Source organism: Modestobacter sp. SSW1-42, from assembly GCF_046635825.1.
Lineage (GTDB): Bacteria > Actinomycetota > Actinomycetes > Mycobacteriales > Geodermatophilaceae > Modestobacter.
This window is the reverse complement of sequence record NZ_JBISCA010000004.1, coordinates 465,913-481,444: the sequence shown is the minus strand read 5'-3', so window position 1 is coordinate 481,444 and position 15,532 is coordinate 465,913. Positions and strand designations below refer to the sequence as shown.

The window sequence follows — 15,532 nt, the reverse complement described above, 5'->3', positions numbered from 1 at the left end:
GTCGCGGATGGCAGCAAGCACGTGGCGGGCGCGCTCCCCGGTCCGTCGTCCGGGCGCCGCGGGCGGGCCCGGACCGGGACACAGCGGGCTGCGGCACGATGTGGCCGTGCCCGACTCCCCGCTCCCCCGCGCGCGGCTGCGGCGGCGGACGGCGCGGCGGCAGCCCGAGCCCGGGGTGGAGACCTCGCCGCTGGGCATCCGGCGCCAGCAGACCCGGCCGCTGCCGGTCGTCGGCGCCCCGGACGACGCCACCACCCGCCCGGCCGCCGTCCCGCCGGTGGGCACGCCGGGTGTGGACACGACGCCGCACGCCGTCGCACCCCAGCCCGCGGGACCGCAGGGGACGGCGCCGGGACTCGGGGCCCGGCCGCCACGGCTGACCGTCACCCGGGTGGCCGCCGCCCGGTCGCGCGAGCTCAGCGGGGCGGCCGTGCGGCGGGTGCGGGCGGCCAGCCGGGCCGACGGGGCCGGCGACAGCGGGCTGTCCGGGCTGCTCGGCGTCAACGCGCTGCACGTCGCCGGCGACGCGATGATCGCCGTCTCGCTGGCCGGCACGCTGTTCTTCGCCGCCGCGGCCGACGCCCAGCGCGGCAACGTGGCCCTCTACCTGCTGGTGACGATGGCGCCGTTCGCGGTCGTCGCCCCGGTGATCGGCCCGGCCCTGGACCGGCTGCAGCGTGGGCGGCGCTGGGCGCTGTCGGGCAGCCTGGCCGCCCGGGCGGTGCTGGCCCTGGTGATGGCCGCCCACCACGACGACCTGGCGCTGTACCCGGCCGCCCTCGGCGTGCTGGTGCTCAGCAAGGGTTTCAACGTGCTGCGGGCCGCGGTGGTCCCCCGCGTGCTGCCGCCGGCGTTGTCGCTGACCTCGGCGAACGCCCGGATGTCGGTGTTCGGGCTCGCTGCCGGCGGGGTCGCCGGCGGGCTCGGGGCGGGCCTCGCCTGGCTGCTGGGGTTCGGCTGGGAGCTGGGTGCGACCGCCGCGGTGTTCGCCCTCGCCGCCGTCCTGGCGGTGCGGCTGCCCGCGCACGTCGACGTCCCGGCCGGGGAGGACCCCGCCGACGTGCTGCGCACGACGCCGATCGAGCTGCCCGGCCGGCGCCGGGCCACGACGCCGCACGTGGTGACGGCGCTGCGGGCCACCGCCGCGCTGCGCGGGCTCAGCGGCTTCCTCACCATCTTCGCCGCGTTCCTGGTGCAGGCCACCGTGGACGACGGCTGGCCGGCCACCCTCGCGCTGGGGTCGCTCGCGACCGCCGCCGGGCTGGGCAGCTTCCTGGGCACGGCCGCCGGGTCGCGGCTGCGCACCGCGAGCCCGGACCGGGTGGTGCTCGCCGCCGCGGGCGTCGCCGCCGGGATCACCGTGCTGGCCGCGGTGTTCTACAGCCTGCCCATGGCCGCGCTCGTCGCGTTCGTCGCCGCGGTGACCAACGCGCTGGGCAAGGCCGCGCTCGACGCGATCGTCCAGCGGGAGGTGCCCGACCGGCTGCGGGCGTCGGCGTTCGCCCGCTCCGAGACCTGGCTGCAGCTGGCCTGGGTCGTGGGCGGCGCGCTGGCGATCGCGGTGCCCACCACCGGCTGGATCGGCTTCACCGTCGCGGCCGCGCTGCTGGTGCTCGCCGTCGGCCTCACCCTCTGGAGCCTGCGCAGCCGCCGGGTCACCCACACCACCGACCAGGAGGCACGGACGTGAGCAGCGCAGCACGGGCAGCGACGGGGGTGGTGCTGCTGGGCGGGCTGGTGGCGCTCACCGGGTGCGGGGCGGGCGGGCAGGGCCGGGCCACCGCCGTCCCGACGCTCACCGTGCAGGCCGGTGGCGACCCGGTCACGGTGCAGCCGACGCAGTACTGCCGGGGCGGGGAGGGCGAGCGCTACCAGGTCTCCCCACCGGTCATCGAGGTCGCGCCGGACACGACCGTCGTCCTCACGGTGGCCGACGAGGTGGCCGGGTTCGGCTGGGGCGTGCAGGTGTTCGACGAGCAGCTGCAGGAGCGGATCGGCGAGGTGGAGGTCGAGGACGGCACCACCGTCTTCGACGGGATCAACACCTCCGACGTCGTCCCGGCGACCTACTACCTGGTGGTCGTGCAGGACAGCGACCCGGAGGCCTGCAACGGGCTGTCCGGCGCGTGGCCGGTCGGCTTCATTCGGGCCGGTGGCGGCACGCCGGCCACCAGCCCCTCCGCGTCCCCCACCGGCTGAACGGCGGGTCCCGCGTCAGCCCTCGAGGTCGGTGGCGACGGCGCGGAGGACGGCGGCGACCTTGCGGGCCGCGGGCTTGTCGGGGTGCCGGCCGTGCCGCAGGCCCTCGGAGACGCCGTCGAGCAGCCGGATGAGGTCCTCGATGATCGGCACCAGGTCGTCGGGCTTCTTGCGGGTGCCGGCGACGGCGGAGGGCAGCGGGTCGAGCACCTGGACCTGCAGCGCCTGGTCGCCGCGGCGGCCCTGGACGATGCCGAACTCCACGCGCTGGCCGGGCTTGAGCTCGGTGGTGCCGGCGGGCAGCGCGTCCTTGTGCACGAACACGTCGGGCCCGTCGGGGTGGGCCAGGAAGCCGAACCCCTTCTCCGCGTTGAACCACTTCACCTTGCCGCTGGGCACGTCGATCCCTCGGTCACTCGTTCCGGTCCCGGCCGGCGTGGCCGGGGACGCAGCCGCTCACGGCTGCTCCGCCCCAGGTTAACCGCGCGCGGGAGGCCTCCGCCGCCGCTTCCCGGGGCGGTCCGGCCCGCCCCTACGCTGGCCGCCGTGTCGACTCCCGACGGCCCGCCGGCCCCCGCGCCGCACCCGGACTACCGGTTCAGCCTGGCCAACGAGCGCACCCTGCTCGCCTGGCTGCGCACCGCGCTGGCGCTGGTGGCGGGCGGGGTGGCGATGACCCAGTTCGTGCCGGAGCTGGGCTTCCCCGCGGGCGGCCCGGCGGTCTCGGTGGCCCTGGTGCTGGCCGGCGGGGTCACCGCCCTGGCCGGGCACCGGCGGTACCGGAGCAACGAGCGGGCGATCGCCGCCGACGCCCCGCTCCCGGTGAGCACGGCCGCGGCCTGGGTCACCGGGCTGGTCGCGCTGCTGGCCGTGGCGCTGCTGGTGCTGGTCGCCGTCGAGATCGGCCGGGCGTGAGCGGGGGCGAGACCCAGCCGGCGCGCACGGTGCTGGCCTGGCAGCGGACCGGGCTGGGGGTGCTGGCGGTGGCGGGGCTGCTGCTGCGCTCGGCGGCGGTGCACGACCGGCCGGCGGTGCTCGTGCTCGCGGCGGTGGTGGCCGCGGCGGGGCTGCTCGTGCTGGGCGTGCTCACCCGGCGGCGGGCCGGGACCGCCCAGCAGGCGGCGGGACGGTCCGGTGACGGCCGGGCGCCGCGGCTGGCGGCCGGGGCCACCGGGCTGGTGGTGCTGTGCGCGGCGTGCGCGCTCGCGGCGGACCTGGTGGTCCGCGTCGGCTGAGCCGGCCCGCACTGCCGCCCGGGCGGGCGGCAGCGCGGCGCAGGTCAGTCGCGCCCGCGACCCGAGGGGTTGGGGCGGTCGGTGGGGTGCGCGTACCGCAGCCGCTCCGGCGGCAGCGGGAAGGCGTGGTCCTCACCGAACGGCGAGAGGCCACCGGCCATCTCGCTCATCAGCTCGGTGACGGGCGGGCCGTCGCCCTCCGACTTGCCCCAGGTCGGCTCGACCAGGTGGGCGTGCTTGTCCTTGCGCTTGGACACGGTGCCTCCATCTGCGGTGCGGCCCGGGTCAGCTCCCCGGGTGCCTCGGTGCCATCCTCCCGGATCGAGCTGCGGGCGCGCAGCCGCACTCCCTGCCGTGTCGCTGGGAGGGGTCAGCGGCGGCGGGCCGGGCGGGCGCCGTAGACCGTGCCCGCGCCGTCGGCGGACAGCACCCACTCCTGCGGGGCGACCTGCGCCCAGCGCACCTCGGCGCCGGCCAGGCGCTGCACCTCGCGGGTGCGCCAGACCGCGGTCGACATCAGCCGCAGCCGCAGCGGCTCGTCGACGTCGTCGGACTCGACGTGCAGCATCGCCGGTCCGGCGATGCGCAGGATCCCCGAGCGCCACGGCTCGCGGGCCAGCCCGGCGGTCCACCGGCGCGCGCGCAGCAGCGACCCGAGCCCGGCCAGGGCGGCCGCGATGCCGGCCAGGACCAGCCCGACGACCAGCAGGCCGGCCCCCGGCGGGCGGGCGCCGCCGTCCTCGGTGACCCGGACGACGGCCGCGCCGGCCACGCAGCCCAGGACGACGGCCAGCAGCCCACCGCCCAGCCAGCGCAGCGCCCCCGCCCGGAGCGCGGCGAGGTCGGTGCGGGTCTGCGGGTCGTCGAGGGCGGGCACGGCCGCGATGCTCCCAGACCCGCCGGCGCCCTCCGCCGGACCGAGCGGCGTGCGGTGGGTGCCCGTTCCCGGAGCGGAGTGGGCGCCCACCGCACACCGCCCGCCGCCCGGCGGTCCCGCCCACGGGTCAGCCGGTCGGGTGAGCGGCAGCGGCCGCCGCAGCGGCGGCACCCCCGGCCGACGTAGCGTGGAGCGGATGTCCCCGGACCAGCCCGCCACGCTCGCCGCCTGGTTGCGCACCCGCACCGACGAGCAGCTGGGCGCCCTCCTGGTCGCCCGGCCCGACGTCGCGCGCCCCGCACCCTCCGACATCGTGGGGCTGGCCACCCGGCTCGCGGTCCCCGTCTCGGTCGACCGGGCGCTGGACGAGCTGGACGCCGCCACGCTGCAGGTGCTCGACGCCGTCCTGCTCTCCACCACCGACGGCGTCGCCCGCACCGAGCTGCCCGGCCTGCTGCCCGGCGTCCCCGCGGACGTCGTCGAGGCCGCCGTGGAGACGCTGACCACCCGCGCCCTGCTGTGGGGCGACGCCGAGCTGCACGCCCCCGAGCCGGTGCGGCGCGCGGTCCGCTACCCGGCGGGCCTGGGCCGACGGGCCACCGACCTGCGGGTGCCGCTCCCCCGCGACCTGCCCGCGACGCTGGCCGAGCTCGCCCCCGACGAGCGCACGGTGCTCGAGCGGCTGGCCGGCGACCGCCCGGTCGGCCACCTGCCCGACTCCTCCGCCGGCTCCCTCACCCCCGCCCGGCGGCTGCTGCAGGCCGGCCTGCTGGCCCGCATCGACGCGATCAACGTCGAGCTGCCCCGGGAGATCGGACTGGCCCTGCGCGGCGACTCCCCGCTCGGCCCGCCGCGGCTGCGCCCCGAGCCCGAGGTCAGCCGCCGCGACCCGGCCGTGGTGGACCAGCAGGCCGCCGGGTCCGCCCTCGAGGTGCTCAGCCGGGTCACCGACGTCCTCACCGCCCTGGAGGAGGAGCCGGCCGGGCTGCTGCGCAGCGGCGGGCTGGGCGTGCGGGACACCAAGCGGCTGGCCAAGGAGCTCAAGGTCGGCGAGCGCGACATCGCGTTCCTGGTCGAGGTCGCCCACGCCGCCGGGCTGCTGGACGTCGGGGGTGCGCACCGGGACGAGTGGCTGCCCACCCGCGGCTACGACGCCTGGCGCGAGCAGGACCTCACCGACCGCTGGGCGGTGCTCGCCGACGGCTGGCTGACCAGTCCGCGGCTGATCTCCCTGGTCGGCGAGCGCGACGTCGCGGGCAAGGCGGTCAACGTGCTCTCGCCCGACGTCGTCCGGCAGACCGCGCCGGCGCTGCGCCGCTCGGCGCTGGCGGTGCTGGCCGAGTTCCCGCCCGGTCAGGGGCTGGCCCCGGGCGAGCTGGTGTCGCTGCTGCGCTGGCGCACCCCGCGGCGGGCCGACCGGCTGTCGCCGGTGCCGGACCTGCTGGCCGAGGCCGAGCGGCTGGGCATCGCGGTCGGCGGGGTGCTCGGCTCCGGGGGCCGCGGCCTGCTGGCCGACGGCGAGGACGGCGCCGCCGAGGGCATGCGCGGGCTGCTGCCGGCGCCGGTCGACCACGTGCTGGCCCAGCCCGACCTCTCCCTCATCGCGCCCGGGCCGCTGCTGGCCGACCTGGCCGGCACGCTGGCCGTCGTCGCCGACGTCGAGTCCTCCGGCGGCGCGACGGTCTACCGGGTGTCGGAGGCGAGCATCCGGCGGGCGCTGGACCAGGGCTGGTCGGCCGGCGACCTGCACGACTTCTTCACCCGCGCCTCCCGCACGCCGGTGCCGCAGGCCCTCGAGTACCTGGTCGACGACGTCGCCCGCCAGCACGGCCGGCTGCGGGTCGGCGCCATCGAGTGCTACGTCCGCTCCGACGACCACGGGCTGGTCTCCCAGGTGCTCAGCGACCGGCGCACCGCGAACGCCGAGCTGCGCCGGCTGGCTCCCGGCGTCCTGGTCAGCGGGCTGGGCGCCGACGAGGTGCTCACCGTGCTGCGCGCCGCCGGCTACGCCCCGGCCGGCGAGTCCTCCGGGGGTGCGGTGCTCACCCGGCCGAGCGCGCCGGCGCGGGCCGCCGGACGTCGCCCGGGCGCGGCGGCGGCCGCCGGTCCCCGGCCGCTGCGACCCGAGGACGTCGAGGCGACGGTCCGCGAGGTGCGCGCCGGCGACGCCGCGCTGGCCGCCCGCCGCGCCGAGCCGGTGCGCCAGATCCCGGGCGTCACCACGGCCAGCACGCTGGAGCTGCTGTCCCGCGCGGTCAGCGAGGGGCTGCCGGTCTGGCTGGGGTACGTCGACGCCCAGGGCAGCGGCAGCCAGCGGGTCGTGCAGCCGGTGTCGCTGTCCGGCGGGTTCCTGCAGGGCTTCGACGAGGGCCGCGGCGAGACCCGCACCTTCGCCGTCCACCGGATCACCTCGGTCGCGCTGGTCGAGTCCCAGGACACCTCCGCGCCGTCCTGAGACCTGTTCCCCCGATCCGGGGAACTCGGGATGATCAAGCCCCCGCCCGGCGTTGCGCGGAGGAAGTTGGTGAGGGCAACCAGCGACTGGGCAGACCGTCCCGGACCTCCGCTGGCTCTGCCGCAGGCAGGAGTGGTGGACATGACGAGCAGGACGACGGTCGCCGACCGGCTGGCCGAGGCGCTGGGTGCGGTGCTCGGCACGAGCGAGCTGCCGGTGCGGCTGCGCGGCTGGGACGGGTCGGTCAGCGGCCCGGCCGGCGCCCCGGTGGTGGCGGTGCACTCGCGGCGGGCGCTGCGCCGGATGGTCTGGGCCCCGGGCCAGCTCGGCCTGGGCCGGGCCTACGTGGCCGGTGAGATCGACATGGAGGACGACGTCTTCGCGACGTTCGCCGCGCTGCGCACCGCCGGCCGGCTGAACCAGGAGGGGCCGGCGCCGGAGACCACGTGGCGCGAGCGGCTGTCGCTGCTCGGGACGGCGCTGCGGCTGGGGGCCCTCGGCCCGGAGCCGGCCCCGCCGGCCGAGGAGGCGACGGTCGAGAAGGGCGGCCTGCGGCACTCCCGCAGCCGGGACGCCGCGGCGATCAGCCACCACTACGACGTGGGCAACGACTTCTACGAGCTGGTCCTGGGCCCGTCGATGGTCTACTCCTGCGCCGTCTGGGCGACCCCGGACACCGGGCTGGACGCCGCCCAGGAGGCCAAGCTCGACCTGGTGTGCCGCAAGCTCGGCCTCACCGAGGGCGCCCGGCTGCTGGACGTCGGCTGCGGCTGGGGGTCGATGGCGATCCACGCCGCGCAGCGGTACGGCGCCACGGTCGTGGGCATCACGCTGTCGGAGGAGCAGGCCCGGCTGGCCCGCAAGCGGGTGGCCGAGGCGGGGCTCACCGACAGGGTCGAGATCCGGGTGCAGGACTACCGGACCGTCGACGACGGGCCCTTCGACGCGATCAGCTCGATCGGCATGGCCGAGCACGTGGGCCGGGCGCAGATGCCCGGCTACGCCGCCCAGCTCACCCGGCTGCTGCGCCCCGGCGGCCGGCTGCTCAACCACGCGATCGCCTGGAACGCCGGGCGCTCCACGGTGAAGCCGGACAGCTTCATCGGCCGCTACGTCTTCCCGGACGGCGAGCTGCTGAACCTGGGCGAGACCGTCGGCTTCCTGGAGAGCGCGGACATGGAGGTCCTCGACGTCGAGGCGCTGCGCCAGCACTACGCCCTCACGTTGCGCGCCTGGGTCGAGCGGCTGGAGCGCCACTGGGACGCCGCCGTCGCCGCCACCAGCGAGGGCCGGGCGCGGGTCTGGCGGCTGTACATGGCCGCCAGCGCGCTGACCTTCGAGTCCGGCGAGATGGGCGTGGACCAGGTGCTGCTGCAGAAGCGCGGCGGCGAGCAGCGACCGCCGCTGCGCCGCACCGCCTGGGTCTGACCGACCCCCGACGGCACCCCGGGGGCGGGAGTGGCCACTTCCGCCCCCGCGGTGAGGTCGTGCGCACACGGTCGCCCGGAAGGCGGGGTCGCCGGACGGCGTTACCGTGGACAGTCCGCGCGCAGCCCGCGCGGAGCCCCGAGCAGAGGATGCCCACGCGTGCCTGACGGCCCCCTGATCGTCCAGTCCGACAAGACGCTCCTGCTGGAGGTCGACCACCCGCAGTCCAAGGAGTGCCGGGCGGCGATCGCCCCGTTCGCGGAGCTGGAGCGCTCCCCCGAGCACGTGCACACCTACCGGGTCACCCCGCTCGCGCTGTGGAACGCCCGCGCCGCCGGCCACGACGCCGAGCAGGTCGTCGACGCCCTCGTCCGGTTCAGCCGCTACCCCGTGCCGCACGCCCTGCTGGTCGACATCGCCGACACCATGGACCGCTACGGCCGGCTCACCCTGGCCAACAACCCGGTGCACGGGCTGACCCTGACCAGCAGCGACAAGGCCGTGCTCGAGGAGGTCGTCCGCAGCAAGCGGGTGGCCCCGATGCTGGGCGCCCGGATCGACGCCGACACCGTGGTCGTGCACGCCGCCGAGCGCGGCCGGCTCAAGCAGGCGCTGTTGAAGATCGGCTGGCCGGCCGAGGACCTCGCCGGCTACGTCGACGGCGCGGCCCACCCGATCGAGCTGGCGCAGGACGGCTGGCACCTGCGCGACTACCAGCAGGAGGCCGTCGACGGCTTCTGGGCCGGTGGCTCGGGCGTCGTCGTCCTGCCCTGCGGTGCGGGCAAGACGCTGGTGGGTGCGGCGGCGATGGCCGAGGCCAAGGCGACCACGCTGATCCTGGTGACCAACACCGTCTCCGGGCGGCAGTGGAAGCGCGAGCTCATCGCCCGCACCTCGCTGACCGAGGACGAGATCGGCGAGTACTCCGGCGAGCGCAAGGAGATCCGGCCGGTCACCATCGCGACCTACCAGGTGATCACCACCCGCCGGAAGGGCGAGTACCGGCACCTGGACCTGTTCGACGCCCAGGACTGGGGCCTGATCGTGTACGACGAGGTCCACCTGCTGCCCGCGCCGATCTTCCGGCTCACCGCCGACCTGCAGTCCCGCCGCCGGCTGGGGCTCACCGCGACGCTGGTGCGCGAGGACGGCCGCGAGGACGACGTCTTCTCCCTGATCGGGCCCAAGCGGTACGACGCCCCGTGGCGCGACATCGAGGCGCAGGGCTACATCGCCCCGGCCGAGTGCATCGAGGTGCGGGTCAGCCTGGACGACGAGGAGCGGATGACCTACGCGGTCGCCGAGCCCGAGGAGCGCTACAAGATCGCCGCGACCGCGCAGTCCAAGCTGCCGGTGATCCGCCGGGTCCTGGAGCGGCACCCCGAGGAGCAGAAGCTCGTCATCGGCGCCTACCTCGACCAGCTCGACGAGCTCGGGACGGCGCTGGACGCACCCGTGATCCAGGGGTCGACGACCAACAAGGAGCGCGAGCGGCTGTTCCAGGCGTTCCGCACCGGCGAGATCAAGACCCTCGTCGTCTCCAAGGTCGCGAACTTCTCCATCGACCTGCCCGAGGCCGCGGTCGCGGTGCAGGTGTCGGGCACGTTCGGGTCCCGGCAGGAGGAGGCCCAGCGCCTCGGCCGGGTGCTCCGCCCCAAGGCCGACGGCCGGCAGGCGCACTTCTACACGGTGGTCAGCCGCGACACCCTCGACAGCGAGTACGCCGCCCACCGGCAGCGCTTCCTCGCCGAGCAGGGCTACGCGTACACGATCGTCGACGCCGCCGACCTGGCCGGTCCCGGCGAGGTCAACGGTCCCGACTGGGTCGACGAGGGCGCCTGAGCAGGCGATGGAGTCCCAGGGCGCCGGAAACGCGCCCCTGGGACTCCATCAGCGCAGGGGCAGGGCCATCAGGACCTCGTCGCGGCGGTCGTCGGGGGTGACCGCCACACCGCTGGGCCAGGCGCCGACGACCTGCCAGCCGAACTGCTCGTAGAACGGCTCCAACCCCGCTCCGCCGCGCACCTCGATGCGCAGCCAGTCCAGCCCGAGGTCGTCGCGGGCGGCGCGGGCGACCTCGGTCATCAGGGCGCGGGCCACCCCGCTGCCCCGGTGCGTCACCGAGGTCTGCACCCGCTTCACCCACGCCCAGTGGGCGAACACCGGCTCGGCGTTCGTGGAGAGCACGAGCCAGCCGGCCACCGCGCCGTCCGCCCGGGCCACCAGCAGCCGCGCGCCGGGCGCCTCGACGGTCGCGTCGAGCACCGGACGGACGACGGCGTCGGTGACCGGCAGCTGCTGGGCGAACCCGACCGCTCCCCCGGCGTTGACGACGTCGCGCCAGCAGGTGGTCAGCTCGGCGCGCAGGTCGGCGCCGACCTCGTCCGGTGCGGTCAGCCAGGTGAGCGACGGGGTCACCGGCGCAGTCTGTCAAGGGGCGGGGGGCAGCTGGGGACGGCGGGACCGGCGGTGGTGACGGGACGGTCCGGCACGCGCCATGAGAAGTCCCACACCCCGCCGTCCGGTGGCGAGAAACCGCAGGTCAGGCCAGGGGTGGCTCCGCCCCATACGCGCTGGACGGGGAGGCGCGCCGGAGGCACCCGGTTGGGCGTGTCGACCCCGCGCCGACCAGAATGACCCTCGACATGGCGACTGCGACACAGGCGGCGGCGCGAGCCCCGCAGACGAACAGCCGACCGCTCCGGGTCTGGCAGACCGCGGCCCTCGGCAAGTACGAGGAGTCCTCCCCCAAGGACTTCCTGGTCACCGCCACCCCGGGCGCCGGGAAGACCACCTTCGCCCTGACCCTGGCCACCCGGCTGCTCGCCAAGCGCGAGGTCGCCCGGGTGATCGTCGTCTGCCCCACCGACCACCTGCGCATGCAGTGGGCCGACGCCGCCCACGCGATGGGCATCGTGCTCGACCCGAACCTGACCAACGCCATCGGCCCGGTCCGCGCCGGCACCCAGGGGTACGTCACCACCTACGCCCAGGTCGCGGGCAAGCCGATGCTGCACGCCGCGCGCGCGACCAGCGTCAAGACGCTGGTGATCCTCGACGAGGTGCACCACGCCGGCGACGGCCTGTCCTGGGGCGAGGCGGTCGAGGAGGCCTACGGCCGCGCCGCCCGCCGGCTCTGCCTGACCGGGACGCCGTTCCGCACCAAGGCCGACGAGCGCATCCCGTTCGTCCGCTACGTCGAGGACGGGTTCGAGGGCCAGGGCGGCCTCATGTCGATGGCCGACTTCACCTACGGCTACAAGGAGGCGCTCGCCGACAACGTCGTCCGGCCCGTCGTCTTCGCCGCCTACACCGGCACCTCGCGCTGGCGGAACTCCGCCGGCGAGGTCGTCGCCGCCTCGCTCACCGAGGCCGGCACCAAGTCGGTGGAGATGCAGGCCTGGCGCACCGCGCTGGACCCCAAGGGCCAGTGGGTGCCGCACGTCATCGCCGCGATGGACGACCGGATCACCCACCTGCGCGAGTCCGGCATGCCCGACGCCGCCGGGCTGGTGCTGGCCAGCGACCAGGACGACGCCCGCGAGTACGCCAAGATCGTCCGCCGGGTCACCGGGAAGGCGCCGGAGCTGATCCTCTCCGACGACCCGAAGGCCTCCAAGAAGATCGAGAAGTTCAACGCCGGCGGTGCGCGCATCGCCGTCTGCGTGCGCATGGTCTCCGAGGGCGTCGACGTCCCGCGCGCCGCCGTCCTGGCCTGGATGACCTCCTACCGGACGCCGCTGTTCTTCGCCCAGGCCGTCGGCCGCGTGGTGCGCGCCCGGGCGCCGCACGAGTCGGCGACGGTGTTCCTCCCCGCGGTGCGGCCGCTGCTCAGCCTGGCCGCGTCGATGGAGGAGCAGCGCAACCACGTCATGCCCCCGCCGAAGTCCCAGCCCGACGAGGAGCTCGAGGCGCTCGACCTGCCGCCGCGCGAGCCCCGTGAGGGCGAGATGAAGCAGTGGGAGGCGCTGGAGGCCGACGCCCGCTTCGCCCACGTCCTGCACAGCGGGACGGCGCACACCGGCGAGGGCAGCCCCGCCGTGGTCGCGCTCGGCGACGAGGAGGAGGAGTACCTCGGCATCCCCGGGCTGCTCACCCCGGCCCAGACCGCCGAGCTGCTGGCCAAGCGGGACGACGAGCTGCGCATCCGGATCGCCGCCTCGCACGCCCGGGGCGACGACGACGGCTTCATGGTCGTCGAGGACCACCCGGAGGAGGACGCGGTCAGCAACGGCTGGCGCGACGTCGCCGAGCTGCGCCGGGAGATCAACCGGCTGGTCAACCGGATCGCGGCGAAGACGTCGCAGCCGCAGGCCGTGGTGCACACCCAGCTGCGGCAGTCGGTGCCCGGCCCGCCGTCGGCGTCCGCGTCGGTCGAGGTCCTGCGCGCCCGCCGCGAGCGCCTGCGCACGATGCTCTGAGAGTGCTCCGCACGACTCCCTGACCGTGCCGGGCGATCGACCATCGGCGAGTGGCTGCGCGCCGCGCCGGTGGGCACAGCCACGCCCATGATCATCGGGCGGGTCGCGGAAGAAAACCCCGCCCAGCGGTGTCTCACCTGGGGACGCGCTCCCCTGAGGGGTGAGCACTTCCCCGTGTGGGCAGACTGACGCCCACGAAGGCCGTGCAGCGCCGCACGGGCCGATGACCTCCGACCTCCGGTTCCCACGGAGGCCGGCCGTGCCCGAGAGGATCAACGTGCCCGACACCGGGACGACCCCAGACCTGTCCCCCACCGTCTTCGTGCTCTACGGCGCCACCGGTGACCTGGCCCGCCGCATGGTGCTGCCGGCGTTCTACCAGCTGGCCCAGCACGGCCTGCTCCCCGCGGACTGGCGCCTGATCGGCAGCGGCCGCGGTGAGCGCAGCGACGAGGACTTCGTCGACCACGTCCAGGGCGCGCTGGAGGAGTTCGCCTCCGGCACCGACGACGGCCCGTGGGAGGAGTTCAGCCAGCGGCTGCGCTTCGCCGGCGGCGGGTTCACCGAGGAGGACCCGGGCCAGCTGATCGACGCCGTCGCCACCGCCCGCAAGGAGCTCGGTGACGAGGCCCAGCTGGTGCACTACCTGTCGCTGCCGCCGAAGGCCTTCACCGGCTACACCCGCGCGATCGGCACCCACGGCCTCGCCGAGGGCGCCCGGATCGTCTACGAGAAGCCGTTCGGCGCCTCGCCCGAGGGCTTCCGCGAGCTCGACGACCTGGTCCACTCGGTGTTCGACGAGGAGCAGGTCTTCCGCATCGACCACTTCCTGGGCAAGGAGGGCACGCAGGACCTGCACGCCCTGCGCTTCGCCAACGGGCTGTTCGAGCACATCTGGAGCCGCGAGCACATCGCGCAGGTGCAGATCGACGTCCCCGAGGACCTCGACGTCGCCGACCGCGCCGAGTTCTACGACGCCACCGGCGCGACCCTCGACATGCTCGTGACCCACCTGTTCCAGGTCGCCGCCGAGGTGGCCATGGAGCCCCCGGTCAGCTTCAAGGCCGACGACATCCTCGCCGCCCGCGAGTCGGTGCTGTCGAAGTTCCGCCCGCTGCAGCCCGAGGACGTCGTCCTGGGCCAGTTCGACGGCTACCGCCAGCTCGACGGCGTCCCGGACGACAGCGACACCGACACGTTCGTCGCCGCCCGGCTGTGCATCGACTCCGGCCGCTGGCGGGGTGTGCCGTTCCTGCTGCGCACCGGCAAGCGGATGGCGGCCAAGCAGCAGCGGGTCAGCCTCATCCTGCACCGCCCCAAGGGGCCGGTGGACGACGTCCCGGCCAACGGCAACGTCGTCTCCCTGTCGCTGGCCGGCGCGGGCTCGGTGGACATCGACGTGATGGCCAAGAAGCCGGGCCCCGACCTGGCGATGGCCCCGGCCCGGGTCTCACTGGACTTGTCGAAGATCCCCGGCGGCAGCCCGCTGCCGCCCTACGTCTCGCTGATCCACGACGTCCTCGTCGGTGACCGGTCGCTGTTCACCACCAGCGAGGGCCTGGCCCAGACCTGGCGGGCACTGCAGCCGGTGCTCGACGCCCGGCCCGAGGTGCACTCCTACGCGCCCGGCTCGTGGGGCCCGGCGGAGGCGAACGAGCTGGCCGGCGAGCACGGCTGGCTGCTGGGCCAGACCGAGCAGTAGAAGGACCCCCGCGCCCCCCACCACACACACGCTCGCGGCGGGGGCCGGACACGCGAACGGCCCCCGACCGGATGGTCGGGGGCCGTTCTGCGTCGGGGTCCGGACCGGACGCTGGTCGCCTCGCGGCGGTTTGCACATCCGCAGCTCCAGCCCCCGACCGAGGTCGGGGCGGTGTTCCGCGGCGGCAGTTATCTAGTGGAGCCCGGGGACACAGGTCGCCCGGCCCGGACGTCCCCAGTCTACCCGCGCAACGACCCGCGGCACCCCGCCGTGCCAGACTCCCGTCGTGACCGGTGTCGCCTTCGAGGACTGGGCCGCCCTCGCCGGCGACTCGCCCACCTCCCGCACCGAGTGGGCCGCGGTCGTCGGCGCGTGGTCCGAGCCGCACCGCCGGTACCACGACCTGGCCCACCTGGCCGCGGTCCTCGGCATCGTCGACGAGCTGGTCGACCACGCGAGCGACCCCACCGCCGTCCGGCTGGCCGCCTGGTACCACGACGTCGCCTACGACCCGCAGCGCCGCGACAACGAGCAGGTCAGCGCCGACCGGGCACGGATCGGGCTGCTCGGCCTGGTCGACCCCGGCCGGGTCGCCGAGGTGGAGCGCCTGGTGCTGCTGACCGCCGGGCACGACCCCGCGCCGGACGACGCGAACGGCGCCGTCCTGTGCGACGCCGACCTGGCCGTGCTGGCCAGCCCACCGCAGGCCTACGTGGCCTACGCCACCGCGGTCCGGGCGGAGTACGCGCACGTCCCCGACGCCGCCTTCGCCGCCGGACGGTCCGCCGTGCTCGAGCAGCTGCTGGCCCTGCCCGCGCTCTTCCGGACCCCGACCGGCCAGGCGTGGACCGCCCCCGCCCGCGCCAACCTGGCCGCCGAGCTCAGTCTGCTGCGCGCCCGGTCCTGACCCGGGGCGCCGCTCCTCAGGGCCGTGGCTTCTTGCGGCGGAGGCCGGCACCCATCAGCCGCTGCAGCAGCTCCCGGCTGCCCACCGGCTCGGCGCCGGCTCCCACCGCGACCGCGTACAGCTCCTCGGGGACGTCGTAGTGGTCGCCCTGGAAGGCCCGGCGCGGCATGCCCAGGTGCGCGGCCACGAAGGCGTGCAGCTCGTCGTGGTCGACGTCGCTGACCAGGTGCGACCACTTGCGCCCCCGCCACGGCCAGACGGGGTTGTCGATCAGCAGTGCCACCGGGTCAGTCTGCCTCCCGTAGCGT

The 15,532-nt window shown here is 75.8% G+C and carries 14 protein-coding genes and 1 pseudogene; 10 read left to right on the top strand and 5 right to left on the bottom strand.

Annotation, left to right across the window (positions count from 1 at the left end; translation table 11 throughout):
* Positions 1-106 precede the first annotated feature (106 nt).
* Together ACGBYP_RS16595 and ACGBYP_RS16590 are read left to right on the top strand one after the other, a co-directional pair.
* Positions 107-1,690 carry an MFS transporter gene (locus tag ACGBYP_RS16595; RefSeq protein WP_411585864.1) on the top strand — a complete coding sequence of 528 codons (1,584 nt, stop codon included), beginning with the start codon at positions 107-109 and terminating at the stop codon, positions 1,688-1,690.
* On the top strand, positions 1,687-2,199 hold the full coding sequence (locus ACGBYP_RS16590) for a DUF2771 family protein (RefSeq protein ID WP_411585863.1): 513 nt from the start codon (positions 1,687-1,689) through the stop codon (positions 2,197-2,199). The genes ACGBYP_RS16595 and ACGBYP_RS16590 overlap by 4 nt, the downstream gene beginning before the upstream one ends.
* Before the next feature lie 213 nt (positions 2,200-2,412).
* On the opposite strand, the pseudogene ACGBYP_RS16585 reads toward ACGBYP_RS16590, so the two are convergent.
* Positions 2,413-2,598, bottom strand: a pseudogene (locus ACGBYP_RS16585) (cold-shock protein); the annotation flags it as partial.
* A 147-nt stretch (positions 2,599-2,745) separates the two neighbouring features.
* On the opposite strand from ACGBYP_RS16585, the gene ACGBYP_RS16580 reads away from it, so the two are divergent.
* Together ACGBYP_RS16580 and ACGBYP_RS16575 are read left to right on the top strand one after the other, a co-directional pair.
* On the top strand, positions 2,746-3,114 hold the full coding sequence (locus ACGBYP_RS16580; protein WP_411585861.1) for a YidH family protein: 369 nt from the start codon (positions 2,746-2,748) through the stop codon (positions 3,112-3,114).
* Entirely contained in the window at positions 3,111-3,434 is a 324-nt protein-coding gene (locus ACGBYP_RS16575) for a DUF202 domain-containing protein (protein ID WP_411585860.1), read from the top strand. Before ACGBYP_RS16580 ends, ACGBYP_RS16575 begins: the two co-directional genes overlap by 4 nt.
* 44 nt (positions 3,435-3,478) lie before the next feature.
* Here the strand turns inward: ACGBYP_RS16575 and ACGBYP_RS16570 are convergent, their stop codons facing one another.
* On the bottom strand, positions 3,479-3,691 hold the full coding sequence (locus tag ACGBYP_RS16570) for a hypothetical protein (protein WP_411585858.1): 213 nt from the start codon (positions 3,689-3,691) through the stop codon (positions 3,479-3,481).
* A gap of 113 nt (positions 3,692-3,804) precedes the next feature.
* Entirely contained in the window at positions 3,805-4,311 is a 507-nt protein-coding gene (locus tag ACGBYP_RS16565) for a hypothetical protein (RefSeq protein WP_411585857.1), read from the bottom strand.
* A 196-nt stretch (positions 4,312-4,507) separates the two neighbouring features.
* On the opposite strand from ACGBYP_RS16565, the gene ACGBYP_RS16560 reads away from it, so the two are divergent.
* The 3 genes from ACGBYP_RS16560 to ACGBYP_RS16550 all read left to right on the top strand — a co-directional run bounded on the left by ACGBYP_RS16560 (position 4,508) and on the right by ACGBYP_RS16550 (position 10,036).
* A complete protein-coding gene (locus ACGBYP_RS16560; RefSeq protein ID WP_411585856.1) occupies positions 4,508-6,766 on the top strand; it encodes a helicase C-terminal domain-containing protein in 2,259 nt (752 codons plus the stop codon).
* A gap of 141 nt (positions 6,767-6,907) precedes the next feature.
* Entirely contained in the window at positions 6,908-8,194 is a 1,287-nt protein-coding gene (locus ACGBYP_RS16555; RefSeq protein ID WP_411585855.1) for a class I SAM-dependent methyltransferase, read from the top strand.
* 159 nt (positions 8,195-8,353) lie between these two features.
* Entirely contained in the window at positions 8,354-10,036 is a 1,683-nt protein-coding gene (locus tag ACGBYP_RS16550; RefSeq protein WP_411585853.1) for a DNA repair helicase XPB, read from the top strand.
* Between the two features lie 48 nt (positions 10,037-10,084).
* On the opposite strand, the gene ACGBYP_RS16545 is transcribed toward ACGBYP_RS16550, so the two are convergent.
* Entirely contained in the window at positions 10,085-10,612 is a 528-nt protein-coding gene (locus ACGBYP_RS16545; protein ID WP_411585852.1) for an N-acetyltransferase family protein, read from the bottom strand.
* Positions 10,613-10,839: 227 nt separating this feature from the next.
* Between ACGBYP_RS16545 and ACGBYP_RS16540 the strand changes: the two genes are divergently transcribed.
* The 3 genes from ACGBYP_RS16540 to ACGBYP_RS16530 all read left to right on the top strand — a co-directional run bounded on the left by ACGBYP_RS16540 (position 10,840) and on the right by ACGBYP_RS16530 (position 15,224).
* Positions 10,840-12,615, top strand: coding sequence for a DEAD/DEAH box helicase (locus tag ACGBYP_RS16540; protein ID WP_411585851.1), 1,776 nt, complete (start codon positions 10,840-10,842; stop codon positions 12,613-12,615).
* A 259-nt stretch (positions 12,616-12,874) separates the two neighbouring features.
* Positions 12,875-14,317, top strand: coding sequence for a glucose-6-phosphate dehydrogenase (locus ACGBYP_RS16535; RefSeq protein WP_411585850.1), 1,443 nt, complete (start codon positions 12,875-12,877; stop codon positions 14,315-14,317).
* Between the two features lie 286 nt (positions 14,318-14,603).
* Positions 14,604-15,224, top strand: coding sequence for a metal-dependent phosphohydrolase (locus tag ACGBYP_RS16530; RefSeq protein WP_411585848.1), 621 nt, complete (start codon positions 14,604-14,606; stop codon positions 15,222-15,224).
* A gap of 16 nt (positions 15,225-15,240) precedes the next feature.
* On the opposite strand, the gene ACGBYP_RS16525 is transcribed toward ACGBYP_RS16530, so the two are convergent.
* Entirely contained in the window at positions 15,241-15,507 is a 267-nt protein-coding gene (locus ACGBYP_RS16525) for a DUF4031 domain-containing protein (protein WP_411585846.1), read from the bottom strand.
* Positions 15,508-15,532 lie beyond the last annotated feature (25 nt).